This is a genomic window from Paenibacillus arenilitoris (genome assembly GCF_014705655.1).
GTDB lineage: Bacteria > Bacillota > Bacilli > Paenibacillales > Paenibacillaceae > Pristimantibacillus > Pristimantibacillus arenilitoris.
On the sequence record NZ_JACXIY010000025.1, the window covers coordinates 37,301 to 60,695 of the forward strand.

General features: G+C 57.3%; 19 protein-coding genes. 5 read left to right on the forward strand and 14 right to left on the reverse strand.

The window, feature by feature from the left end:
- Nucleotides 1–24: 24 nt before the first annotated feature.
- The 6 genes from IDH41_RS20330 to IDH41_RS20355 are packed head-to-tail and all read right to left on the reverse strand — an operon-like array spanning nt 25 to nt 7,159.
- Entirely contained in the window at nt 25–1,233 is a 1,209-nt protein-coding gene (locus IDH41_RS20330; protein WP_190864276.1) for a mandelate racemase/muconate lactonizing enzyme family protein, read from the reverse strand.
- On the reverse strand, nt 1,230–3,230 hold the full coding sequence (locus IDH41_RS20335; RefSeq protein WP_190864278.1) for a beta-galactosidase: 2,001 nt from the start codon (nt 3,228–3,230) through the stop codon (nt 1,230–1,232). The genes IDH41_RS20330 and IDH41_RS20335 overlap by 4 nt, the downstream gene beginning before the upstream one ends.
- 18 nt (nt 3,231–3,248) lie before the next feature.
- Nucleotides 3,249–4,673 carry an aldehyde dehydrogenase family protein gene (locus IDH41_RS20340; protein WP_190864280.1) on the reverse strand — a complete coding sequence of 475 codons (1,425 nt, stop codon included), beginning with the start codon at nt 4,671–4,673 and terminating at the stop codon, nt 3,249–3,251.
- Nucleotides 4,674–4,717: 44 nt separating this feature from the next.
- Complete coding sequence (locus tag IDH41_RS20345; RefSeq protein WP_190864282.1) at nt 4,718–5,527, reverse strand: MBL fold metallo-hydrolase; 810 nt, start codon at nt 5,525–5,527, stop codon at nt 4,718–4,720.
- Nucleotides 5,524–6,183: a bifunctional 4-hydroxy-2-oxoglutarate aldolase/2-dehydro-3-deoxy-phosphogluconate aldolase gene (locus tag IDH41_RS20350; RefSeq protein WP_190864284.1), complete on the reverse strand. Its 660-nt coding sequence runs from the start codon at nt 6,181–6,183 to the stop codon at nt 5,524–5,526. The genes IDH41_RS20345 and IDH41_RS20350 overlap by 4 nt, the downstream gene beginning before the upstream one ends.
- 37 nt (nt 6,184–6,220) lie before the next feature.
- Nucleotides 6,221–7,159: a bile acid:sodium symporter family protein gene (locus IDH41_RS20355; protein ID WP_190864286.1), complete on the reverse strand. Its 939-nt coding sequence runs from the start codon at nt 7,157–7,159 to the stop codon at nt 6,221–6,223.
- A gap of 433 nt (nt 7,160–7,592) precedes the next feature.
- Between IDH41_RS20355 and IDH41_RS20360 the strand changes: the two genes are divergently transcribed.
- Nucleotides 7,593–7,886, forward strand: a complete 294-nt coding sequence (locus tag IDH41_RS20360) for a hypothetical protein (protein ID WP_223829891.1) — start codon at nt 7,593–7,595, stop codon at nt 7,884–7,886.
- A gap of 72 nt (nt 7,887–7,958) precedes the next feature.
- Here IDH41_RS20360 and IDH41_RS20365 read toward each other — a convergent pair whose 3' ends face one another.
- The 6 genes from IDH41_RS20365 to IDH41_RS20390 all read right to left on the reverse strand — a co-directional run bounded on the left by IDH41_RS20365 (nt 7,959) and on the right by IDH41_RS20390 (nt 17,456).
- Nucleotides 7,959–10,151, reverse strand: a complete 2,193-nt coding sequence (locus tag IDH41_RS20365) for an alpha-galactosidase (RefSeq protein ID WP_190864289.1) — start codon at nt 10,149–10,151, stop codon at nt 7,959–7,961.
- Nucleotides 10,152–10,184: 33 nt separating this feature from the next.
- Nucleotides 10,185–11,228, reverse strand: a complete 1,044-nt coding sequence (locus tag IDH41_RS20370; protein WP_190864291.1) for a LacI family DNA-binding transcriptional regulator — start codon at nt 11,226–11,228, stop codon at nt 10,185–10,187.
- Between the two features lie 441 nt (nt 11,229–11,669).
- On the reverse strand, nt 11,670–14,165 hold the full coding sequence (locus IDH41_RS20375; protein WP_190864293.1) for a bifunctional diguanylate cyclase/phosphodiesterase: 2,496 nt from the start codon (nt 14,163–14,165) through the stop codon (nt 11,670–11,672).
- Nucleotides 14,166–14,597: 432 nt separating this feature from the next.
- The gene (locus IDH41_RS20380; protein WP_190864295.1) at nt 14,598–15,086 is read right to left on the reverse strand and encodes a hypothetical protein; all 489 of its coding nucleotides are present in this window, start codon (nt 15,084–15,086) and stop codon (nt 14,598–14,600) included.
- Nucleotides 15,087–15,225: 139 nt separating this feature from the next.
- Complete coding sequence (locus tag IDH41_RS20385; protein ID WP_190864297.1) at nt 15,226–16,203, reverse strand: CobW family GTP-binding protein; 978 nt, start codon at nt 16,201–16,203, stop codon at nt 15,226–15,228.
- A gap of 788 nt (nt 16,204–16,991) precedes the next feature.
- Complete coding sequence (locus tag IDH41_RS20390; protein ID WP_190864299.1) at nt 16,992–17,456, reverse strand: phage holin family protein; 465 nt, start codon at nt 17,454–17,456, stop codon at nt 16,992–16,994.
- Between the two features lie 263 nt (nt 17,457–17,719).
- Between IDH41_RS20390 and IDH41_RS20395 the strand changes: the two genes are divergently transcribed.
- Genes IDH41_RS20395 through IDH41_RS20405 form a run of 3 tightly spaced genes read left to right on the forward strand, consistent with a single transcriptional unit; the run spans nt 17,720 to nt 18,862 of the window.
- The gene (locus tag IDH41_RS20395; RefSeq protein WP_190864301.1) at nt 17,720–18,151 is read left to right on the forward strand and encodes a helix-turn-helix domain-containing protein; all 432 of its coding nucleotides are present in this window, start codon (nt 17,720–17,722) and stop codon (nt 18,149–18,151) included.
- An 8-nt stretch (nt 18,152–18,159) separates the two neighbouring features.
- The gene (locus IDH41_RS20400; RefSeq protein WP_190864303.1) at nt 18,160–18,570 is read left to right on the forward strand and encodes an ImmA/IrrE family metallo-endopeptidase; all 411 of its coding nucleotides are present in this window, start codon (nt 18,160–18,162) and stop codon (nt 18,568–18,570) included.
- 58 nt (nt 18,571–18,628) lie between these two features.
- Nucleotides 18,629–18,862 carry a hypothetical protein gene (locus tag IDH41_RS20405; RefSeq protein ID WP_190864305.1) on the forward strand — a complete coding sequence of 78 codons (234 nt, stop codon included), beginning with the start codon at nt 18,629–18,631 and terminating at the stop codon, nt 18,860–18,862.
- 58 nt (nt 18,863–18,920) lie between these two features.
- Here the strand turns inward: IDH41_RS20405 and IDH41_RS20410 are convergent, their stop codons facing one another.
- Together IDH41_RS20410 and IDH41_RS20415 are read right to left on the reverse strand one after the other, a co-directional pair.
- Nucleotides 18,921–20,261, reverse strand: coding sequence for a sensor histidine kinase (locus IDH41_RS20410; RefSeq protein WP_190864307.1), 1,341 nt, complete (start codon nt 20,259–20,261; stop codon nt 18,921–18,923).
- On the reverse strand, nt 20,251–20,949 hold the full coding sequence (locus IDH41_RS20415; protein WP_190864309.1) for a response regulator transcription factor: 699 nt from the start codon (nt 20,947–20,949) through the stop codon (nt 20,251–20,253). The genes IDH41_RS20410 and IDH41_RS20415 overlap by 11 nt, the downstream gene beginning before the upstream one ends.
- Before the next feature lie 175 nt (nt 20,950–21,124).
- Here IDH41_RS20415 and IDH41_RS20420 point away from each other — a divergent pair, with 175 nt between their 5' ends.
- Nucleotides 21,125–23,251 (forward strand): multicopper oxidase family protein, encoded by a 2,127-nt coding sequence (locus IDH41_RS20420; protein WP_190864311.1) that lies wholly within the window; start codon nt 21,125–21,127, stop codon nt 23,249–23,251.
- Nucleotides 23,252–23,395: the final 144 nt, after the last annotated feature.

Here is a 23,395-nt window from a genome sequence, read left to right on the forward strand (position 1 = left end):
AGCAGCCTCCTACTATAGGTTGCGTCAGCCCGCGATGAAAGGGCGGATCGCCTCTTCGTCCACTTCGACGCCGAGCCCCGGTCCGGACGGAACCTCCATGTACCCGTCCTTGACGATAAGCGGATTTTTCAAAATCTGATTGCCGAGCGGATTGTCCTGCCACCAAAATTCGCTGATCAGGAAGTTGGGAACCGCGGCGCATACGTGGGCGGTAGCCGCGAATTGAATATAGCTGCCTTGGCTGACGTGCGAAGCGAACGGGAGGCCGAACCGGTCGGCCATGTCGGCGATTTGCTTGCATTCGAGAATGCCGCCGGCCTTCAACACCTCCGGCAGGAAAATGACCCGGCCGCCCCGCTGGAAGACGTCCTTGATCAGGCCGCCCGTCCATAGAATATCGTTCGCCACCGGAATGGTGACGCGCTGCGACAGCTCGATATAGCCCGCAAGATCCTCCATCGGAAGCGGCGCCTCGAACCAGAAGACGCCGCGCCGCTCCAGCTCGCCCGCCAGCCTGAGCGCCGTTTGGAAATCGTATATGCCGCCGGCGTCCACGAGAATCGCGTACGAATCCCCGACGGTCTCCCGTACGATGTCCACGCTCCTCAAGTCCGGTTCGATGCCGGCGCCGATCGCGATTTTGACCGCCTTGAACCCGGAATCGACGACCTTCCGCGCCAGCCCCACCAGGCGGGCGATATCGGCGTCGTTCCACACGGCCGGCAAGCCGGGCAGGCCGGAGGCGTAGATGCGGATCTGATCCCGGAACGCCCCGCCGAGCAGCGAGGAGATCGGCAGGCCCGCGTACTTGCCCTTGATGTCCCAGAGCGCGATTTCGACGCCGCTGATCGCGTCCTGGTAGTAGCCTTGGATATGGCCGCGGATCCGCATCAGGCCGAGCAGCTTCTCCTTGATCGGCGCGATGTCGAGCGGATTGAGGCCGATCAGGTTCGGCTTCACGACGTCCTCGATGATCGCCTTGGGCGCGCCCGGCGCCACGACCGCCTTCGATTCGCCCCAGCCGACGAGGCCTTCATCCGTCGTGATTTTGACAAGTAAGGTCGTCAGATCCTGCGTATAGTGCGGCTGGGTTCTCATTCGCAACGGATAAGCGATCGAATAATCGCGGAAAAATTCATCCTGCGCTTCCTCGCGCAGGTGACCGGTCGTCGCCCAGTAGGCCTGCTCTCTCGGAGCCCGTAAAATAAAGGTCTCGATGCTTGCGATCTTCATGCTTCGTTATCCTCCTGTTGCGCCGAAACGGCGGATTTGATGATCAGCACGTCCAATCCGCCGATCTCGGCTTCGCCGGTTACTTCCTCGCCTTTGATGACATCGAGGCCCGGATAGTCGAGCTTGACCGTTACCGGCTTCCGGTTGACATTAATGAAGAACGTGAACCGGTGCTCCTTGTTCACGCGGTGCGTGACGTAGATCTCGTCCGGAATCGGAGCCATCCTGATTCCGCGTTCGCCGGCAATGTCGTTCAGCAAATGTTCGATCAGCTCGGTGCTGCCCATTACGCCGACGTAGTAGACGGTGCCTTCGCCGAACCGGTTTTTGGAGATGGCCGTCCGGCCCGCGTAAAACTTCTCCGTATAAGTGGCGACCGTCTCCGCCGTCTTCGTCTCCAGCATGTCCAGCCATACTTTGACCCGGTATTCCTTGCCTTTATACGCAATCCCGTTCGAATAATGGTCCGGAAGCACCTCGAATTCGTCGATGGCCACGCCGGCAAGCTCGGTCAGCAGACCCGGCCACGGCGTCACGATCGTCGTGTTCGCCCATGTTTTCATGCCGCTTCTCGCGCCGATGACGAGGCAGCCGCCGTTTTTGACATAGGCCTCCAGATTTCGTTGAATATCTTCATTGACCATGGCCATGGACGGCGCGATGACGAGCTTGTATCGGGACAAGTCCGCCTGCGGCTCGACCAGGTCGGCCGTGACGCCGTTTCGGGCAAGCACCTTATGATAGTCCATAATATGCCTGCGGTAATCGAAGTTCGTATACTGCTTGTGCGCCTCGTAGCCCCATATTTGATCGTAGCTGTGAATAATCGCGACAGGCGCCTCCACCGAGGCGTCGACCAGCTCGCCGCCGAAGCCGCCAAGCTCGGCGATCATTTGCTTCATTTCGTAATACGCCCTTCTCGGCGTGCCGTCATGCCGGAATATGCCGTTCGGGTTCTGCTCCCAGCTGAACCGGTTCGAGCGCCAATTATAGAACAGGACGCCGTTCGCGCCGCGGGCGATGTCCTGGTAGGCCCACAGCCGGACCAGACCGGGCTCGATGGCCAAGTTGTAATTGCTGTAGTTGAAGTAGCCGTTCTTCTGCTCCAGCACCCAGAACTTATCGTTCGAAGGCTTGACGCTCCGGTGCAGGTCGTGACCGATGCAAATGTGATGATTGTCGGAGTCCACGTCGGGATACGAGTCCCACCCCATGAAGTCGAGCTTCTCGGCCAGCCTGTTCAGATCGAGGAACAAATACCAATAGCCGAGCGAATTGTGGGTAACGAAATGATGCGGCGCATATCCTTTGATGATATCCGCTTGTCGTGCGACGTGATTGACCGTCGAGTCCGACGCGAAACGGTAGTAATCGACGACTTGGCTCACCGAAATCGTCAGCTGATCGGCTGAAGGCAGCTTCACCTCGTCCCAGCTCCGGTACTCCTGGCTCCAGAACACGGTACCCCACTCGTCGTTCAGCCGCTCCAGCGTGCCGTAGCGGCTGCGCAGCCACGCCTGGAAGCCGATCAAGCATTCCTCGCAATAGCAGTGCACCGCCCGAAGCTCGTTGTCGATCTGCCAGCCGATAACCGCCGGGTGCCGCGCGTAGCGCGAAGCCATCCGGTCGACGAGCCGCTCCACGTAGAAGTGAAGGGCGGTGCGGTTATGGCAATGATTGCCCCGTTCGCCGTGAATGCGGCCGAACTTGTCGGTTCGAACGACCTCGGGATGCTTGTGCCGCAGCCATACCGGAGACGCTTCGATCGGCGTCGTAAGAATAAGGCCGATTCCCGCTTCGCCCGCCATGGCCATAAACTCGTCCAGCCAGCCGAAATCGAATTTGCCGTCCTCCGGCTCAAGCCTCGACCACGCCAGGTCGGTTAGCCGCAGCACGTTCACGCCCGCTTCCTTCATATACTGCACGTCGATCGGCCATCGGTCCTTCGGCCAATGCTCCGGATTGTAGTTGGACCCTACGTAAATTTTTCGTTCCATCGCTTATCCCCCCGGCCTCTATAGATTGAAAACGACGATGCGTTCTTCGGTCATTTCCGCTATCGCGTATTTCGGACCTTCCTTGCCCCAGCCGCTCTGCTTCACGCCGCCGTAAGGCATATGGTCCGCCCTGAACTGCGACGCGTCGTTAATCATGACGCCTCCGACATGAAGCTCCTTCGCCGCCCGGAAGGCGACGTCCAGGCTTCGCGTGAATATGCCCGCCTGCAGGCCGAACCGGGATTTGTTGACGGTGCGGATGCACGCGTCCAAATCCGAATAGCCGGTAATCGTAACGACCGGCGCGAATATTTCTTCGCAGACAACCTTCATTTCGTCCGTAACGCCCGTCAGGACGGTCGGCTCCATCAGCGCGCCTTCGCGCTTGCCGCCGCATTCGATTGCAGCGCCCGCCTCGGCCGCTTCCCTCACCCAGGCTTCCGCCCTGGCCGCTTCCTTCTCGCCGATCATCGGTCCGACCTGCGTGGAAGCGTCATACGGGCTTCCGGTCTTCAAAGCGCGGGCCTGCTCGACAAACCGGCTCACGAAGCGGTCCTTGACGCTGTCATGAACGTAAATCCGCTGAACCGAGATGCACACCTGTCCCGCGTTCGCGAAGCTTTTGGCGACGCATAGCGGCAGGGCAAGCTCCAAATCGGCGTCCTCGTGGACGATGACGGCCGAGTTGCTGCCCAGCTCCAGCAGCACCTTGCGCAGGCCGGTATTTTGCTTCAGCTGCAAGCCGATCTCGGGACTTCCGGTGAACGTGTACAGCGATATCCGCTCATCCCGAGCCAGCCACTGTCCGATCGTGCCGCCCGGGCCGACGATGACGTTCAAATACCCTTTCGGCAAGCCCGCCCGCTCCATGAGCCGCGCAAGCTCCAGCGCCACGAGCGGCGTTGCGCTCGTCGGCTTCAGCACGACGGCGTTGCCCGCGGCTATGGCGGGCGCCACCTTGTGGGCGACCAGGTTCAGCGGCACGTTAAACGGCGTGATCGCGCAGACGACGCCGACCGGCACGCGGATCGTGAACGCCATCCGGTTCTCCGCGCCGGGGGCGCTCTCAACCGGAATCGTCTCGCCGTGAATCCGCTTGGCCTCCTCCGCGGACACTTCGAATGTAAACGCTGTCCTTTCGATCTCCACGGCGGCCTCGCCGATCGGCTTGCCCGTCTCCCCGGTCATCAGCTCGGCGAGCTCCCGCTTGTTTTGGAGCAGCAGCTCGCTCGTTCTCTTCAAGATCGCAAAGCGGTCGTAGGGCGATAGTTTGACCGTTTCGAATGCCTCTTTCGCCGATTCGACCGCTCGCGACACGGTTGGCTCATCCGCCGTCGATACGGTCGCCATCACCGTCCCTTTGTATTTGTCGCATACGTCCAGGCTTTCGTCCGTCGTAATCCATTCTCCGTTAATATAGAGCGGATAGTGGCTGATTGCCATTGCTTCATCCCTCCTGATTCTAGCATAGATCGGGCCGGGCGCCCCTATTCGTTCGGTTCTTTCTCCCCGCCGCCCGATTCGTGCAAGCCTTCTGCGGAACTATACGCGTACCAGACGCCATGCTTCATTAAGAAGCCCTTCGTCACGCCGCTATGAAGCTCGACCTGCCGCATGTACTCGCCCGGATCGGCCGTATTCTCGACAAACATGCCGAAGTGCATCGGAATGGCGAATTTCGGCTGGATATGCGAAGTCAGCCGGACGGCGTCCGCGATATTCATGCAGCCCAGCCTGCCGTTCATGCAGCTCATCATCAGCTCGGGGCGCTCCTTGGCGACCTCGATCAGTTCGTCCGAGTAGACTGTGTCCCCTGTCACGTACACGTTGCACTCGCCGATCGTCAGCAAGTAACCGACGCTGTCGTCGGTATGGACCGCCAGCACCGCCCGAATCGCGATGCCGCCGATCGTCCGCGACTCGTTCCGTCCGATCGGGACAAGACGCCCGCTCGCGATGCCAAGCCCCCGCAGCCGGTCGATGCAGGCCGGCGGCCCGATGAACATCGCGTCCGAATTGTTCGCGGCGATAGCGGGCATCGAATCGTCGTCCAGATGATCGCGATGCTCGTGCGTAAACAGAAAATAGTCGCCCCGTATCCGTTCGGCCGTCACCGGAGCCGGAATAGCCCGGTGATACCCGACGAACCGGGAGCAAATATCGGAGAGGTACGGGTCGATATGATAGACCGCACCCGTCGCGTCCTTGAACGAAAACCCCGCTTGCCCGGTCCACGCCAGCGCGAAGCTGCCCGGCGCGGGCTTCAAACTATGCTGCGTCTCCGCAAACCCCGTCAAGATATCCGCCTCCCCCGGGCGCCGGCCGCCGCCAGAAACTTCTCGGCTTGCCGTCGCAGCCCCCGCCAGTCTTTGCTTGCCACAAATTCGTCGCCCAGCAGATGTACGCCGAGTCCGATCGCGTTCACCCCGGAGAGGAACAGCTCCTCCACCATATCAAGCCGAACGCCGCCGGTGGCCATCAGCGGAATGTCCTGCAGAGGGCCTCGCAGCTGCTTGATGTATTCCGGACCGACCACGTTCACCGGAAAAACTTTGACGATATCGGCGCCGCACTCCCGCGCATGGATGATTTCCGTTGGCGTGAAGGCCCCGGGTATCGAATGCAGGCCGAGCCGCTTCGTCGTCCGGATGACCTCTTCGTTCGTATTGGGCGAAATGATGAATTGGCCGCCCGCTTCCGACACCTCGCGCACCTGCTCCGCCGTCAATACCGTGCCGGCCCCTATCCGCACGCCGTCGCCCGCCAGCTCCGCTAGCAGCCTGATCGCATCGATCGCGCCCGGCGAATTCATCGTCACTTCGAAATGGCGGATGCCGGCCTCCGCGAGCGCTTTGGTCATCTGAAGGCAATCCTCCGCTTGAACGCCGCGGTAAATAATGACCATCGGACTTTCGTATAACTCCTCCAAAAAACGGTTACGATGATTTCCCACTCTGTCTTCGCTGCCTTTCTACGCATATTTGTAAGTTTTACAGCCGCGGCTCCTTGAAACGGTTCGAAAAAAACGCATGAGCCAGCAAAGCCGACGGATGCTGCAGCAGTATCGCGATCATGACGGGCACCGCCACCGCGGGAGGAAAATAGAGCTGGGCCAGCACAAGTCCCGCCGTGTAATTACGGACGCCTCCCGAATACGTGTACGCCACCTCCATGCCGCTCGTTATTCCAAGGCAAAAAAGGATCGTCCAATTGAGGACATAGCCGGCAAGAATAACGGCGCCGATCAAGATGGCCGTCTTCATAAGCTGATCGCCGATTTGGCCGATAATTCCCATCACGGCCGCCGCATTCAGCATGACGATCAAATAGAGCGATGCCTTCGACGCGAGCGACGCGGCCAGCTTGAAGCCGCCCGTCCGGGGGACGAAATGGCCCAGAACAATGCCCGCCGCGCAGGGGAGAAGCACTAATTTCACCAAGCCGGCCACCAGGCTTGCCTGCTCCGTCACGCCGATTTGCGATCCCCATGCGAGCGTCAGCGCCCCCGGCACGAGAAGCGGCGACAGCAGGGTGCTCAGGGACACCATCGAGACGGCCGCGCCGACGTGGCCGCCGGTTAAGGCGACCCACGCGATCGAAGTAATCCCGATCGGCATCATCATGGCGAGAAGGACGCCTTGCCGCAAGCTTGCATCCAGCTCGACCAGCTGCAGGACGAAGTAGCAAAGAAGCGGAAAACCGATATGCGCGATGAGCAGTACGGCGAGCGCCGGCCTGGGATGTCGGAAGATTCCGAGTAAATCCTCCTTCCTCAGCCCCATCGATGACAGCAGGGTCAGCAGCATGAACAAGTACTGCACCAGCCACGACGCGTCATGCAGAGGCCGATGAAGCAAGCAGCCTGCAAGCATGAACAAGGGCAGGATGAGCACGATGTAGCGGTCCAATTTCCGATTAAGCGTCGACATGCCGGACGTCTCTTCCCATCGCAGCGGTTATGATCCGATAGACGTCTTCCTCCTCCCTTCGGTACGCGCATAACGTACAAATCGAACGATCGTTTAACCACATAACATTATAACATCATGATCTTTTGAACTAAGCGTAATTCATCTCTACCCCGCTGTCAAGAATAAAATGAGGAATGAAAGCCGACCGAACGTCATATCGTTTCTTTGCGGGCAAAAATGGAATGGAACGGCACCTATAACGTTCAAAATCGATAATACAATCTGAATTCGACAATTAACTTTATAATTTTTATAAATATTTAGGACAAACCTATCCAATTTCGCGTTTTTTGAGGTTAATTTTTACAAATAAGGGTTGTAATCCAATGAAAACTCTATATAATGAATTTTGAACATAAGGTTGCATCAACCGATCGAAGGAGAGAAACGAATGGAAAACTACCAACAGCCTCCGGCTTATCCGCAACACGACGGGTACGGTTACAATCCGAATCAGCCGGTCGCTCCGGTCATTACCGTCAAAGAATGGATGCTCACGATGCTGATCATGATCATTCCGATCGTGAACATCATCATGATGTTCGTATGGGCGTTCGGCGACGGCAATCCGTCCAAACAAAACTATTTTAAAGCTTCCCTGCTATGGGCGGCCATCATACTCGGATTATACGCCATCATCGCGATTATCGTTTTTGCCGCGGCAGCTTCGATGTCGTTCAGCTAAGCAGAACGAACGAAAAAGACGAAAACGGAAGCCCGAAGGAATCCCTTCGAGCTTCCGTTTTTTTTCTTGACGCTATTCGACCGCGCGGAAACGATATACCCGGCTGGCGAAGTCGCCGTGGAATTGCGGAGCCGCAAGGCCGGCGTACATCAGCTCGTCGCCGCCGTATGCGGCGTCCTGGCCGTCAAGCTTGTAGTCGCGGTTCGGATCGAGCCCCTTCAGGCGCAGGCGGCCAAGCTTCGGATTCGGCTCCTGCAGGACGGAGACGTAGACGACGAACGCCTCGCTTTGATCCTTGGAGACGAACATCCATGCCGTCTCGTTGCCCTCGAACGGGCTGAGCAGGCGGTAGAAATCGCCGAACTGCACGAGATGGCGCACTTCTTTGTAGAGCGCGACCTGTTCTTTAACAGTCTCCTTCTCCTCGTCGGTAAAGCGGGTCAGGTCGAGCTCGTAGCCAAAGTTGCCGGACAGCGCCACGTTGCCTCTCGTCTCGAGCGAGGTGATCCGGCCGACCTGGTGATTCGGCACGGCCGACACGTGCGCGCCCATGGCGCTTACCGGATAGACGATGCTCGTGCCGTATTGGATCTTGAGGCGCGATACGGCATCCGTATTGTCGCTCGTCCACGTCTGCGGCATGTAATACAGCATGCCCGCGTCGAAGCGGCCGCCGCCGCCGGAGCAGCTCTCGAACAAAATATGCGGGAACGCGGACGTAATGCGCTCAAGCACGTCGTACAAGCCGAGCATGTAGCGGTGAGCGGTCTCCCGCTGGCGCTCCGCTGGCAGCAGCGCCGAGCCGATTTCGGTCATGTTCCGGTTCATATCCCACTTCACGTACGTAATCGGCGCGCTGGACAAAATGTCCGAAACCGCCTTTACGATATAATCCTGCACGTCCTTGCGCGACAGGTCGAGAATGAGCTGATGCCTCGCCTGCGTCCGTCTGCGCCCTTCCACGTGCAGGCACCAGTCCGGATGCGCGCGGTACAGCTCGCTCTCCGGCGAGATCATCTCCGGCTCGAACCAGAGCCCGAACTGCATGTCGAGGCGTTTCACCCGGCCGACCAGATCCTCCAGCCCGCTCGGCAGCTTGCTGCGGTCCACGAACCAGTCGCCGAGCGAGGTCGTGTCGTTGTCCCGCTTGCCGAACCAGCCGTCGTCGAGCACGAACAGCTCGATGCCGAGCTCTTGGCCGGTGCGCGCGATCGATTCGATTTTGTCCGCATTGAAGTTGAAATACGTCGCTTCCCAATTGTTCACGAGAATCGGGCGCGTCTTGTCGCGGAACGTGCCGCGAATGAGGCGCGAACGGTATAAGTCGTGGAAGCTGCGGGACATGCCGCCAAGGCCCTCGGAGGAATGTACCATGACCGCTTCCGGCGTCTGGAACCGCTCGCCCGGCTCCAGCCTCCAGCTGAAGTCGAACGGATTAATTCCGATGAACAGCCGAGCCGTATGAAATTGGTCGACCTCGACGCCGGCCGTGAAGTTGCCGCTGTATACGAGATTTACGCCGTACACGTCGCCGTGATCCTCCGTCGCGCCTTCCGACAGAAGCGCCACGAAGGGATTTTGCATATGGCTGCTCGAGCCCCTGCGGCTCTCGACCGACTGCAAGCCGGGCTCGAGCTTGCGCTTATGCGCGTAACGCTCGCGCGTCCATGCTCCGGACAGCTGGAGCATTTCGAAGCGGTCATGCGCGAAGTCCAGGCTCAGACTGAAAGCACGCTGCAACTGCAGCGTATCCTTGCCGTTGTTCACGATTCGGGCCGAGCGCGCAATGGCGTCGAACGACTCGAACACGGTATACGAGAGAATAACGGCAAGCCCGGTCGGCTCGTCCTTCAGCGTCACTTCCAGCGTCTGCGCTTCCTTGCCGCTCTCGGCATAGGTCGCGGGCAGTCCTTCCAGCGCCGGCTTGCCGCTTACGATCTCGTGCGATGCGTAGCGCAGATCGGTAACGGTCGTTCCGTTCGGAAGCATGACCTGGTAAGCGGGCATCCGGAAGTCCGAATTGCCGTATCCCGGATATTCCTGCGGAAGCGTATCGAGCGACAGCGCGAGCTGGTCGAGCTCCGTGCTCGGGGAGAACGAGGCCCGCTCCTTCAGCTCGAGCAGACGGTCGAGCTGCGTGCCGCGAACCTTCCGTCCCCAGTACAAATGGGGGAGATAGCCTTGCTTCGTTACATGAAACACATAGCTCGTATCGCGAGCCTGCAGATGGAAGACGGAACGCTGTTGATCATACCGAATAGCCAAAATAAATTCCTCCTTGATTTGCGTAAATGAATGTCAACGTTGCTGCTTAAACCCGCTGCCGCAGCTCTCCCTCACGATCAGGGTCGTATTCAGCGTCATGTGGACGGCCGCTTCCCGCCCTTCGATCCGCTCCAGCAGAAGCTGCACGGCAGCCCTGCCCATATGCTCCGTATGGACGCGCACGGTCGTCAGCGGCGGATTGAGGAAGGCGGATATTTCAATGTCGTCGAAGCCGACGATCGCCATGTCTTCCGGCACCTTCACGCCGTGCTCGTGCAGCGATCGCAAGGCGCCTACCGCCATCGGGTCGCTGCCGATAAAGCAGGCGGTCGGACGCGGCTCTCTTGAGAGCAGTCCGTTCATCGACTCGTAGCCGCCGTTCGACGACCAATCCGCCTCCATGACGAACCGTTCGTCGTAGCGGCCGGCCTCCCTCAGCGCCTTCTCGAAAAAAGCGCGGCGCGGCTCGACCCCGGCGATATCCGCATCCTGTCGGCTAAGCCGGTGCACATGGTCGCTTCCGCCCACGTAGCCGAGCCTCGTATGTCCGAGCCCAAGCAGGTGGCCGACCACCGCTCTCGTCGCCTGCTCGAAGTGAAGCTGCACCGTGTCGAAGTCATTCAGCTCGCGCGAATGATTGACGAATACGAGCCTGCCGGCATGCGGGTACACCTGACTTACGTCATGCTCGTCGATCGAACCGACGACGATCAAGCCGTCCAGCTCGTGCAGCGGCTGGATATCCGCGCGGCCGTTGCCGCGAAGCACCTTCACGATGCCGATCCCAAGCTCCTCGCAGCGGAATTCGATGCCTCTGCGGATGGCCGAGAAGTAGGGATCGCTGTGCTCGTCCTCCAGCGTCGACCACATGAGCAGGCCGATCTGCTGGCGGGACAGCTTCTCTTCCTTCTTCATTCTTTTCAATCTCGACGGTTTATACCGCAGCTGCTCGGCAATGCTGAAAATGCGTGCCCTCGTTTCCTCGCTAACCGCTAGCGTCGCGTCATTGTTAAGCACCCGGGATACGGTGGCAGCTGAAACGCCGGCCTGTTGCGCAATATCTTTGATCGTAGCCATGCCATTTCACTCCCCCGTATTTTTAGTTAATAAATTTACTGAACAAACTCATTCTAACAGACAGCCGTCAAGATCTCAAGCGCTCGCCCGCCTTTAGAATGGCATTCGGAATAGCTTTGAATGGATTTCATCCAATCAAACGGCCAGTTCCGCACCCAGACCTGCGTTTTGATTGGAGACTATACAGGCAAAAGCGAACAATAACCGCTATTTAGACCCTCAGGAAGCGTTTTGGCTGTACGTTTTCCATTCAAAGATCCGCCCTGAATTGTAATCAACTCATTTCGCTGGATAAAGTACAGGCAAACATGCGGACAGCCGGCTTGAGGGTCGTTGAAAGCGGCAGGGGCGGCGGCCCGCGATTATCGCAACAACGTCAGCGTCGCACACAAGTAACAATAAAAAAAACGCCTCCCCCTCAAGGGGAAGGCGCAGGGCCGTTCAAGAGCCCGTTGCCCGGTGCTCCGTATAGATTTGGGCGAATTTGGCCGCGGGTACGGGCGGGCTGTAAATATAGCCCTGCACCGCGTCGCAGTTATGCTCGCGGATGATGCTCATTTCGTCCTCCGTCTCGACCCCTTCGGTCACGACCTTCAGGTTCAAATGATGCGCGATGACGATGACCGACTTATAGATCATCTGCTTCTTGAAATCGCTGACGATGTCGCTTATAAACGATTTGTCGAGCTTGAGCGTATGCAGCGGAATGTTTTGCAGGTAGCTGAGCGACGAATAGCCCGTGCCGAAGTCGTCCAGCGACAGCTTGACGCCGAGCTGTTGAAGCTCGTGCAATATTTTGAGCGTATGCTCCGGATTGTCCATGAAGATCGACTCGGTAATTTCCAGCTCGATCTGCTCCGGCCGTATGCCCGCGGCCGCGATCGCCCGCTCGATCGTATGTACGATTTGCTTCTGCTGGAACTGAATCATCGACATATTGACGCTCACCGACAGCAGCGGCAGCCCCATCCGTTCCCATTCGCTTATTTGCATGCACGCCTTCCGCAGCACCCACTCGCCGAGCGGAATGATAAAGCCCGTCTTCTCCGCCAGCGGGATGAACTCAAGCGGCGATACCATGCCGAAGTCCGGATGCCTCCACCTAATGAGCGCCTCTGCGCCGTAGATGCGGCCCGTGGCGACGTCGATTTTCGGTTGGTAGAACAAGGTGAACTGCTCTTCCTCCAGCGCTTTGAACATGCTGTTCTCGAGCATCAGCTCCTTCTTCGGCACGTCGTTCATCGAAGGGGAGTACAGCTTGCACGTGTTCCTCTCCTTCTTGGCCACGTACATCGCGATATCGGCTTCCTTCACCAGCTGATCGCCCGTGTTCGGCGTAAGCTCGCGGTGCACGCTCATGCCGATGCTTGCCGTCATATAGAAGATCCGCTCCCGCAAATAAATCGGCTCGGCGATCGTCTCGAGGACATCCTCGGAGACGAGCTGCGCTTGATGGAGATGGGGGATGCGCCCCATCAGCGCGATAAACTCGTCGCCGCCGAAGCGGAACACCTTGCCTTTGCCGCCGACCGCGTTCGCGATCCTCATCGCCACCTCCTGAAGCAGCTGGTCCCCTAGCGCGTAATCGAGCGTATCGTTGATCAGCTTGAACCGGTCGAGATCGATGAAGAGCAGCGCCATGTGCCCGTCTTCCTGCGCCGTCTCCTCCATGGCCTTCGCCTCGAACAGGCGGTGGTACGCGTAACGGTTAGGCAAGCCCGTCAGCAGGTCGTGCGTCGACTGGTATTCGATCAGGCTTTCCGCTTTTTTGCGCTGATCCATCATATCGTTGAAATGCTTCGCCATCGACTCGAATTCGTCGTTCGTTTCGATGATCAGCCTGCCGCGTTCGCCGCCGTCAAGATCCTCCGAAGTCGCCCGCACGACCTTCTGGATGTTGACCAGAATGATCCGCTGAACGAGAAGCGTCATCATGACCGTCAAAAAAACCAGCGCCAAGACGGCAATGACGATCGATTCCTTCAAGCTTTTATAATAATCCGACAGCATGTTATTCTTCGGAATGACCGTCTCGATATGCCACAGCGAATCCTTGATCGCGATCGGGTGAAACATCCGGAGCACGTTCCCTTCGCCATCGTCGCCCGGCGTATAGGCATGGCGCGGCTCCGCCCCTTTCAACGCTTCGAGCGCGCGCTCGTCCGACCACATTCGATAAGGCTGCATAATAAGCTCCGCATTGCCGCCGCACGCCAAATACTTGTTTCCGGCCGTAATGATGTTAGCATATCCGCCCAGCGGCCGAACCGCCTCGATGTCCTCCTGCACGCTGGCCAGCGAAATATCCGCGCCGACGATGCCCAGGAAGCGGCCCTGCCCGTCCAGAATCGGCTTCACCAGCGAGGTCATCAGGACGGACCGGTCGACGATTCGATACGCGTACGGCTCGATCAACGAGAACCGTTTGGTCCGCTTCGGAACCTGATAGTAGCTACCGAGCTCCTTGTCCTCGTAATCCGTCAGCGGATACATGCGGATTTCTCCGTCTTCGTGCACCGCGTAAGGAATGAAGCGCCCCGTCCCGTCGTCGTAGGCCGTTTTGTTCCGGTTCGCGGCATCGTTGCCGTCGAAGGCGTCCGGCTCCCAGAGCGTATAGACGCCGAGCAGCTCCGGATGCTCCCGCAGCGATTGCCGCAGCATGTCCGCGACGAGTTCGCGGTCTCCCCTGTTGTCGCTATGCATTTGACGAAGCGCCGCTTCGAGCGAATCGATCATCGCGGCCGTCCGGTCCATCGATTTGGAAAAACGGTAGATGTACTCCATCGATTGCTGCCGGGCGAGCAGCTCGCTTTCTCGCAGGTTTGTATCGTAAAGCTTCATAAGATGAGCGGTTACCAACGCGCCAAACGAAAGAATGACAAGCAGGCTCAGCGAAAATATTAATTTTTGGGCGATGCTTAGCCTCATCCTTCTCATTGATCGGTCAGCCCCTTGTCTTGGCGAAGCGAAAAACGACGTAATTTGCCAAAATACGATATGAATCTAGTATACTTGACACTCACATTCAAGCACAATGACAATAATAGGCCGATTTGACTATATAATTCGACAAAAACCTACAATCTCTCCGTTGAATGGATAAAGCAAGGGTCCGTCGTTCCCATTACATCCGCATCCAACCGGTAAGTTATTCCACAAGCGTAAACGGCTGACGCTACGCACGAACCGCTAGCTGCATCTTGCTCAGCTCGGTTCTGTGCCGCCCTTTGGCGGCATAAGCTCGTTTCACGATGAAATAAATGCGATTTTATAAGTGCGAAAACTTACAAATTTTTATATTTTGAAAAAATAGAAAAAGGCCGCTTACCGGCATGTGCTGCCTCGGAAAACGGCCTTCCTATGTTCGGCTTACACTTCGTTTTTCTTGTTCGTTTGCTGCTTGTTGTCCGCATCTTCCTTGTCGGTGCGATGCTTGCGCTTTTCTTTGCCCCCGTGCAGTTCAAAAAGCTCCCGGCGCAGCTGATCCGCCGTCTTGCCCTCGGTCTTGATGCCGTGATCGTCGGCGATTTTGCGCAGGCGCTCCAGGCGCTTCGCTTGATGCTGAGCCTTGAAGGCTTCCCATTTGTCCTTGTTGGCCGCCTTCGCGGCCTCGACTTCCTTCTTCAGCTGCTCGGCGGTTTTGCCTTCCGTGCTGATTCCGAAGTAGGTTGCGATCTCCTTCAGCTTCTCGAGACGGTACGCTTCGAAGTCCTTGCGGGTCATTTTGCCTTTGTGATGCATATTGTCGCCCGCTTCGCCCGATTGCGGATGCCATGCCGCGGACTGCGCCGCTGCCGCGGGCGCGGCCGATGCCATCAGCGCGATCGCCAAGACCGGGATGATCCACTTTCTTATCATTTGCCGCCACACCTTCCTATCGCATTCGTGATGAAGAGGCGGGAATCCGCCCCATCTGGATTATTTTACCCATCACCTTAAGCGAATAGACATCCGACGGCAATTTTCGACAGCGTCCGCAGCGCCTCTTTCGCGTTCCTCAAGCTTGCTCTCCCGTATCCTCCAGCCGCTCCAGCTCGCGCATCAGCTCGTCTTTATCGAAGTGCTCCCCGATAAATACCGCGACGTCGTTCACCTGACCCTGCGGCTCGATCCGGATGAAATCGGACTCCTTGTACGCATATTGAAACAAAAAACGGCTGGGCGTATCCGAGAACGTCACAATCCCCTTCGCCCGGTATATCTCATCCGGCAGCCTTGCCAGCAGGGCTTCGAACGCCGTGCTGCTGATCGGCCGCCGCCAGTAGTGCGTGACGACCATAACGTGGTCGTGCGCATGGGAATGGCCGCCCGCCTCATCATGCCCCGAAGGCCGATTACGCGTCGGCCGCCCCGGCATCGCATGCCCGTCCAGCCAGCTCCAATCGTCGATAGCGCAGCGGACCGTCGCCGTGACAGGCGCATGGGCGTTCAGCTCCCGCAGCTGCTGCTGCGCTTCGACGAGCTGCTCCGGCTCCAGCTTGTCCGCTTTGTTGAGCAGCAGCAGCGTCGCGCAACGGATTTGCTCCCGCATCAGCTTGTAGGTGCGTCCCTTGCCCCTACGGCCGCGTTCCAGCAGCTCGGGGCCGTCGACGACCGTAATGACGCCGCGCAGCTCGATCGCCTTATACATGGCCGCATCCGTTACGCCGTCCAGCGTCTCCATCGGATTCGCCGCTCCCGTCGATTCGATGAATACGATATCCGGCCGGTGTTCGTCGATCAGCCGGCCGATCTCCAGCCCCAAGTCGCCGCGAATCGTACAGCAGATGCAGCCGCTCAGCATTTCCGCCATCGGCACCTCGCCGCCCAGCAGCTGTCCGTCCAAATTCGCGTCGCCCAGCTCGTTCATGATGACGGCCGGCTGCAAACCTGCGGCCTTGCAGTAATCCAGCAGCCTCCGAAGCAGTGTCGTCTTGCCGCTTCCCAGAAATCCCGACAACAAAAAGACGGGGGTCGCTTGCCTATTCTCGTTCATCGGATCGTCTCCCAAACGGTTGATTTGATAGAGCTTATCCTTCCATTATATCGTAACGGTTACGTTCTTTCATCCTTTCGCCGGCGGCCGAGCCGCGGACAAACGGCAAATACGGCAAATACGGCAAATACGGCAAACCCCCTAAATGGCTTAGGGGGTTATTGGCGCTATTTAAGTTTAGTGGAAACGCGTTTGCACCGATTGGCAAGTAAGCCGTGTTGAACGATTACCAGCAGATCGAGCGGGCAATGATGACGAGCAGAATGAAAAGAACCAGAATGACACCAACGCTTGTAAATGCACCGCCAACTCCAGTTCCGCAGCTTCCAACGCCCGCAACCGGGTAATTTGGTCCGCAGCCACCGGCGCCGACGCCTCCTACTCCATAGCTCATTTGTTCATCTCCTTCGTGTTAAGGTACAGGATCCTATTCCTTGCGACCTCTAACGTATGGGCTGTTCGGAAACATGCGCTCCTCGCCCATGTTTCGCATCGTATCCTGCAACGGTCGGTGATTGGATTCCGGTTTGATTAGAACGACCAAGCGCGCGAGATGATGACAAGTAAAATGAATAGGACAAGAATTACGCCGATACTCGAGCAGCCGGTGCCTAAGCCGCCAACTCCAGGGCCGCAATGACCGGCTCCTACTCCGCCTACGCCATAGCTCATTAGTTCATCCCCCTTTAGTTAAGGTACACGATATCCTATGATTGATAGTCGAAAGTGCATGGGCTTCCGCAGGAAATGAGCATTTGCCCAAGGCCTGCCTTGCCGAGCGGCCGCCGTTACTTCGCCTGCTTGCGGTTCTCGCCCGATTCGTCCTGCCCGTCCTCTCCGGCAGCCTTAGGAAAGACGGCGCCCGAGCGCAGCTCGCCTTCGATCATCTGCAGCACCGATTTCGGAATCAACCGCTCCCAGCCGGCGCGGTAAGCATTGGCCGTGATCGATTGCCAGGTCCGGTAAATAAGTCCGATCGTCACCGCGTAGAAGAACAGCCCGGGCATGCCTAGCACGCCGTCCAGCAGCGAAGCGAACATGGGCAGCAGCAGGACGAAGGCCGTCCGGAGGATGCCCATCCGCCCGTATTCGGCCGCGTGCGCGCGATCCTTCCAAGCGGCCGCGATGCCCGTAATCCAATCGAGCCCCGTCGCGGCGGCAAGCAACAAAAGCGGAGGTAACCTGCCCTCTCCGTAGATCGCGGCGGCCCAGCCGGACAGCGTGTCGTAAATAGCGGCGAAATTTTCATACATGTTCATCATCCCCTCTTCTTCTTTTTTTGTGCATTTTTAGGTATTTTAAATACTCTTAAAACCGTGAGGCTTCCTGACATAAGAAGTATTGAAAATACTGATTGAACGAATTATAATTATTTTAAAGTATTAAAAATACTTCTTATGCGGTTTTCAAGAACATGTGTTCTCATTTATTGATTGACTTCATTTTATTAGGTATTATAAATACCGTCAAGAGACTAAAGCTTCATCATTTCCATTCCAAACGGAGGTCGCAAGTCATGTCACTAGGAGCACGAATCAAGCAGTTACGGATCGAACGGGGGCTCACCCAGCAGGATATCGCCTCGCGGCTGGCAATGGGCCGCTCCAATTTCGGCCATATCGAGAACGACCGGGTCGTCCCCTCGAGCGGGGATTTGCAGAAGATCGCCGACATCCTGCATTCGACGACCGATTATTTGCTTGGGCGCGGCGGCGCCGGAAGCGCAATCCCCGAGTGGGCCACGTATAAGGACAAGCGGGATTTCAAAAAGCTGCTGGAGGAGGACGGGGAAATCATGTTCGACGGCGTTCCGCTTAGCCAAGACGACCGCAGACGCGTCATGGACGTGCTGACCGGCCTGTTCTGGGAGGCCAAGCAGATGAATAAACGCAAGAAAAAAGGCGGCTCCGGCAGCCTCGTTCAAGGCGGCGGCGATGCCGAAGGGTAGGTGCCGCCATGGATAAACTCATTATGCGGCTCATCCGAAAATACAAAACCAACGATCCGTTCGTCATCGCCGAAGGACTAGGCATCCATATCCGGTACGCGGATCTGGGCGAAGGAACGCGCGGCCTCTATTTCAAGAAGCTGCGCAGACGGTTTATCGTCATCCATGAACGGCTGGACGAGGATTGGCGGCGCTTCGTCTGCGCGCATGAGCTCGGACACGACCGGCTTCACCCCGGCATCAACCGGTTTTGGCTGGACGAGCAGTCTTTTTTTGACGCGGGGAAGTTTGAGCGGCAAGCGAGCAAATTCGCCGTCAGACTGCTGACGGCGGGCGATTCGCCGGCGCGCAGCGAGACGCTGGAGCAGCTGCTGATGCGCAACGGCGTGCCTAAAGAAATGCACAGGTTTTATTTTTAGCCCGCAAGAGGCATATACATCTCTTATGAAGGAAATTCGGGGATAGGAGATGAGGAAAGTGACCGTAGGTCAAATGCTGCGCAGTCTTGCCGCCGGATTGCTGATCGGCATCTTCGCGCTCGGTTTGCTGCCGTTCCTGATCGTCTTGAACGGAATGGAGCTGCTTGGCCTGGCAGAGCTCGAAGCTTCGCCGCTCTACATGCTGCTCGGCAGCGTAACCGGAAGGTTCAAGGCGATGACGGGAGGAAAGAGCGCGAGGGAGCCGGACGACGACGCTGGCGGCGGGTCTTGAAGGCATGCAAACAAGCAAAATCGTGACTCTCCACGGAGGAAGGTCACGATTTTTTGCGTTATTCCAGGTTGACCGGCAAAAAGATCGTGAAGACGGTCCCTTTGCCCGCCTCGCTCTGAACCTCGATCCAGCCCCGATGGGCCAGGATGTTCTGCTGCGCGATCGCGAGTCCGAGTCCGGTCCCCCCGCTTGGACGGGTCCTCGAATGGTCGGCTCTGTAGAAGCGGTTGAAAATATGCGGGAGGGCTTTCTCGGAAATGCCGATCCCGTTGTCTTCAATCCGAATTCGGGCATACTCCCGCTTCTGATCGGATCGATATACCCGGTCCAAACGAAGCTCGACCGCTCCTCCTTGATCCGTGTAGTGGATCGCATTCGCCCATATGTTGTACAGCGCCTGAAGAATACGATTTTTCTCCGCCATTACTTGAATGGAGTCTTCCGGTATGCGCATGGATGTCCGGATTTGCTTCTCTTCCGCCAAAAACCGGGTTTTATCCTCCAATTCCTCCAGCATCGCCGCGAGCTCCACGACTTGCGGACGAAGCTCCGTCATGCCCGCCTCCAGCTTGGATAATTCCAGCACCTCGTGAACGAGGCGAGATAAGCGCAGCACTTCATCCAGAATCGAAGCTTGCTTGGCCGGAGTCATGCCCGCTTCCGTCTCTTGGGCGAGCTCGATCTCCCCTTGGATGATCATGAGCGGCGTTTTCAGCTCGTGCGCGACATCCGATAAAAACTGCTTCCGGGTCCGCTCCGCGCCGGCAAGCGAATGGTTCATCTCCTGAATCGCTCTGGCGATCGCCCCGAACTCGTCCTTCCTTTGCACCGGAAATGAAGCGGAAGTGTATCCCTGTTTGACGGCTTCGATCCCTTTGATGATTTTTCTTATAGGGCTTGTCAATCTCCAGGATAGCAGAACGATGGTAAGCAGCGCGGCTATGCAGGTGAACAGCAGCGATGCCGCGGCGATATTCGGAAGAATGCGGTACCACATCGTTTTGAATTCATAGGTTTTGTACTGCCTGTCATTCATGACATACAGCCTGCCGACCTTTTGTTTGCCCTCGTATAGCGCAAGCAAATAGCCGTCATTCCGAAGTTCGTCCACGCTCAATGAACCTAGCCGGTATAGGGGCTTTCCGTCGATCACGAGGGCGATTTCGGCGAAGGCGCCGGCGTGCTCGAACTTGGCGGCCGACACGTCGGCCCAGGAATGGCCGTTGTCCGCGTAATAATGCTCAAACTCCTCGCGCAGCGCCTCAAAGACCCCCTTATCCTCGAGATAGGACAGGTCGCGGGAAATATAAAATTGCACATGCGTGGCGGCAAGCAGAAACAACATAATAAATACGATCAAAACGCTCATCGAGAGAATAAGCTTGGTTCTAATCTTCATGCTCCGCTCCAAAACGGTAACCAAACCCGTAAACGGTTTGAATATATTCGGATGAAGGGCTGCCGGCCTCGATCTTCCTGCGAAGCTTGCTGATATGCGAATCCACGGTTCGTTCGTCGACGACGAATTCATCTACGAAAGCGTGCTGAAGCAGCTGCATTCTGCTATACACGCGGCCGGGTTTCGAAGCCAAAAGATGCAGGAGCTTGAATTCGGTCGGCGTTAGGCGAAGCTCCTCCGTCCCTTTGAACACCTGCATACTGACTTCATTGATGGTCAGAGCGCCTCTTCGAAGCACGGAGCCGGGCTCGTCGTTCCCGGTTCTGTTCATGCGCCTCAATAAGGAGCGAACTCGCGCGGAGAGCTCCCGCAGGCTGAAGGGCTTCGTCAAATAATCGTCCGCGCCCATCTCGAGGCCGACGATTTTGTCGGTTTCCTCGGACTTGGCCGTGACCATAATGATCCCGGGCGTTCCTAACCTACGCAGCTCGCGGCACGTATCCAGACCGTTCATCTGCGGCAGCATCCAATCCAAAATGACGATATCCGGTTTTTCCTTCGCAAAAAGCTGCACCGCGGATTTTCCGTCCTTCGCCGTAACGACGTTATACCCTTCGGATGCAAGGAACGATTCCATCAGCGACAAAATTTTAATTTCGTCTTCCACGATCAGCACTTTGATTCCCATTTCCGTCCTCCCGTCCGCTCATCCATCTTCATTTACACTTTATAGCAATTCGCACATCGCCACAACTCCCCGACAGCATCACCACAAGTTCGCAACACTTGGTTGTTAGGATGGCTTTAAAGAAATTAGCGGCGACGATACGCCGATTAAAAATCAAGCGTATGGAGTGATAGAAATGGCGGAAACGATCATTGGTTTGATTTTAACGGCGGCCATGGCCCTATTGTGGGGATTGGCCGGTTTGGCGGCGACCGGTCTGCCTTATGCCAAAAACGCGCGGCGATTGAAACGCGCAGCATCCTTTTTGCTCGCGATGAGCTATATCACCCTCATATTGTGCGCGTTGTGGTATGCGACGATCGCGATCTTGATGGTCCGAAGCGGCTGGCTGTTCGCGGAAGGCACCGTCAAAGCGGTTGTTCCTTTCACACTGGTCTCGGCCGGCTGCGTCGCAGCGGCTACCGTACCGAGACTGCGGAGCCTGCGAAAATCGGGCACGGAAGAGCCATTATCGCAGGAAACGATAGTCCAAGCCGCCCATCCCGCCGTGGCTTTGCCATACTATTCCGCCGCGCTGGCTTCCGGCATGGCTGCCTTCAGCCCTATTTTTGCGCAGGCCGTCCTGCCCGATCTATCCGACATCATGAACAGGCTTCTGCTCCTTGCTCTCCTGCTGCTCGTGCCTGCCTTGCTTATAAGAAGACGGCATCTCCTTGTTCGGCGCGGGGAAAAACGCCGCACCGGGCTTGGAATCAGGCTGTGGAACGCTATCGTTGCGGCCGTGCTGACGTCCCTCATAGGGATCGCCATAATCGTGGCTAACGTCATAACAGGAAGCCTGGCATCCAGGCTGCCGGAAGCATCCGATATGATGAACCATGAACATGTCGACGAAGGGGGCGGAAGTCCGACCTTGATGTCCGGTCTCCGGGGCCATGCCCACGTTCATCATGCGGTACAAAGAGACGGCGGCGCGAGTACCATAGAGGTGTCGGCCTTGACCGGAAATCTTTCCGCGCCGGCGGATGTCAAGTTTGAACTTGTCGCTCGGCGGCAACAGCTGACCCTCGCTTCCGGCGCCAAGATCAGCGCCTGGGCGTATAACGGAGAAATCGCCCCGGAGCTCCGCGTGCGGCAGGGGGACATGGTCGAAGTGAAGCTGGTGAATAAGGATATCGATAATGGGGTTACGATTCATTGGCATGGTTATAATGTGCCCAATGCGATGGATGGCGTGCCGGGCATAACGCAGGACGTCGTCAAACCCGGACAGTCGTTTGTCTATAAATTCCGGGCCGAGCAAGAAGGCAGCTATTGGTTCCATTCGCATCAGCAAGCTTCGGAGCAAGTGGCGAGGGGACTTTTCGGATCGCTTATCGTGGAGCCCGCGAATAAAGATAAGTCTTATGATGAAGAACTGACGGTCATCCAGCACCGCTGGGAGACGGATCAGGGACACAGGCACGCTTTCGGGACTGAGGACGGCATGCAATATGAGCAGATGAAACCGGGGACGAAAGTGAAGCTGAGGGTTATCAATACGCATAATCTATCGCAGAACTATATCCTTCAGGGAGCCGACTATCGAATCGCCGCCATTGACGGCGTGCGGATACGGGAACCGGGCCTGCTGCCGGACGGCACGGCCTTCCGGCTTGGATCGGGAGCGAGACATGATGTCGTCTTCACGATGCCGGATCATCCCGTCATGTTGCGAACAGGCGATTCGAATAACGGCAAGAAGGACCTTGCGATCGTGCTCTATTCGGGCGCGCGTCCGGAAGCGCCGAGCTTCGAGGCGGCATCCGGCCAGTTCGATCCGTCCCGCTACGGCCGGCCTGCGGAGAACGAAGAGACCTCCGCCGCGGCATTCGATCGCGAATTCGAAATGATCCTCGGCAACAGGATGGGTTTTTATAACGGGAAATTTCATTTCCTGTGGACCGTAAACGGCGAAGTGCACCCGAACACGCCTACCTTTGTCGTCAAGGAGGGAGAGCTGATCAAGACGACGTTCGTGAACAAAAGCTTGGCCGAGCATCCTATGCATCTTCACGGCCATCATATGACGGTACTGAAGAAGAACGGCAAGAAAGTGGAGACGCCATGGCTCGCCGATACACTTAACGTGCACCCGGGCGAAAGCTATGAGGTCGCTTTTAAGGCGAACAACCCGGGAATGTGGATGGATCATTGCCATAACCTGGACCATGCGGCGACCGGCATGATCCTGCATCTCATGTACGACCACGTTCGTCCATCCTACGAAGCGGGGACGCGGTCCGGGAACTTGCCGGATTGAAGGCCTTCGTCCTCGTGAACCGCGGCTGCATTGCGCTCTGCCGTCAATTTGCAAAAACGATCATCCTCGACCTGAGCCGGGGAAAATCCTGTTCGAAGGTCTGTTTTGCGGCCAAGCCTCTTCCGGTATAGTTCATATGAACAA

Excerpts from the sequence above, each read along its gene's own strand:
- IDH41_RS20355 (WP_190864286.1), bottom strand. The coding sequence starts at position 7,159 with ATGTCGACGCTTAATCGGAAATTGGACCGCTACATCGTGCTCATCCTG.
- IDH41_RS20360 (WP_223829891.1), top strand. The coding sequence starts at position 7,593 with ATGGAAAACTACCAACAGCCTCCGGCTTATCCGCAACACGACGGGTAC.
- IDH41_RS20385 (WP_190864297.1), bottom strand. The coding sequence starts at position 16,203 with ATGAACGAGAATAGGCAAGCGACCCCCGTCTTTTTGTTGTCGGGATTT.
- IDH41_RS20395 (WP_190864301.1), top strand. The coding sequence starts at position 17,720 with ATGTCACTAGGAGCACGAATCAAGCAGTTACGGATCGAACGGGGGCTC.
- IDH41_RS20400 (WP_190864303.1), top strand. The coding sequence starts at position 18,160 with ATGGATAAACTCATTATGCGGCTCATCCGAAAATACAAAACCAACGAT.
- IDH41_RS20335 (WP_190864278.1), bottom strand. The coding sequence starts at position 3,230 with ATGGAACGAAAAATTTACGTAGGGTCCAACTACAATCCGGAGCATTGG.
- IDH41_RS20340 (WP_190864280.1), bottom strand. The coding sequence starts at position 4,673 with ATGGCAATCAGCCACTATCCGCTCTATATTAACGGAGAATGGATTACG.
- IDH41_RS20370 (WP_190864291.1), bottom strand. The coding sequence starts at position 11,228 with ATGGCTACGATCAAAGATATTGCGCAACAGGCCGGCGTTTCAGCTGCC.
- IDH41_RS20410 (WP_190864307.1), bottom strand. The coding sequence starts at position 20,261 with ATGAAGATTAGAACCAAGCTTATTCTCTCGATGAGCGTTTTGATCGTA.
- IDH41_RS20415 (WP_190864309.1), bottom strand. The coding sequence starts at position 20,949 with ATGGGAATCAAAGTGCTGATCGTGGAAGACGAAATTAAAATTTTGTCG.
- IDH41_RS20420 (WP_190864311.1), top strand. The coding sequence starts at position 21,125 with ATGGCGGAAACGATCATTGGTTTGATTTTAACGGCGGCCATGGCCCTA.
- IDH41_RS20330 (WP_190864276.1), bottom strand. The coding sequence starts at position 1,233 with ATGAAGATCGCAAGCATCGAGACCTTTATTTTACGGGCTCCGAGAGAG.
- IDH41_RS20390 (WP_190864299.1), bottom strand. The coding sequence starts at position 17,456 with ATGTATGAAAATTTCGCCGCTATTTACGACACGCTGTCCGGCTGGGCC.
- IDH41_RS20375 (WP_190864293.1), bottom strand. The coding sequence starts at position 14,165 with ATGAGAAGGATGAGGCTAAGCATCGCCCAAAAATTAATATTTTCGCTG.
- IDH41_RS20380 (WP_190864295.1), bottom strand. The coding sequence starts at position 15,086 with ATGATAAGAAAGTGGATCATCCCGGTCTTGGCGATCGCGCTGATGGCA.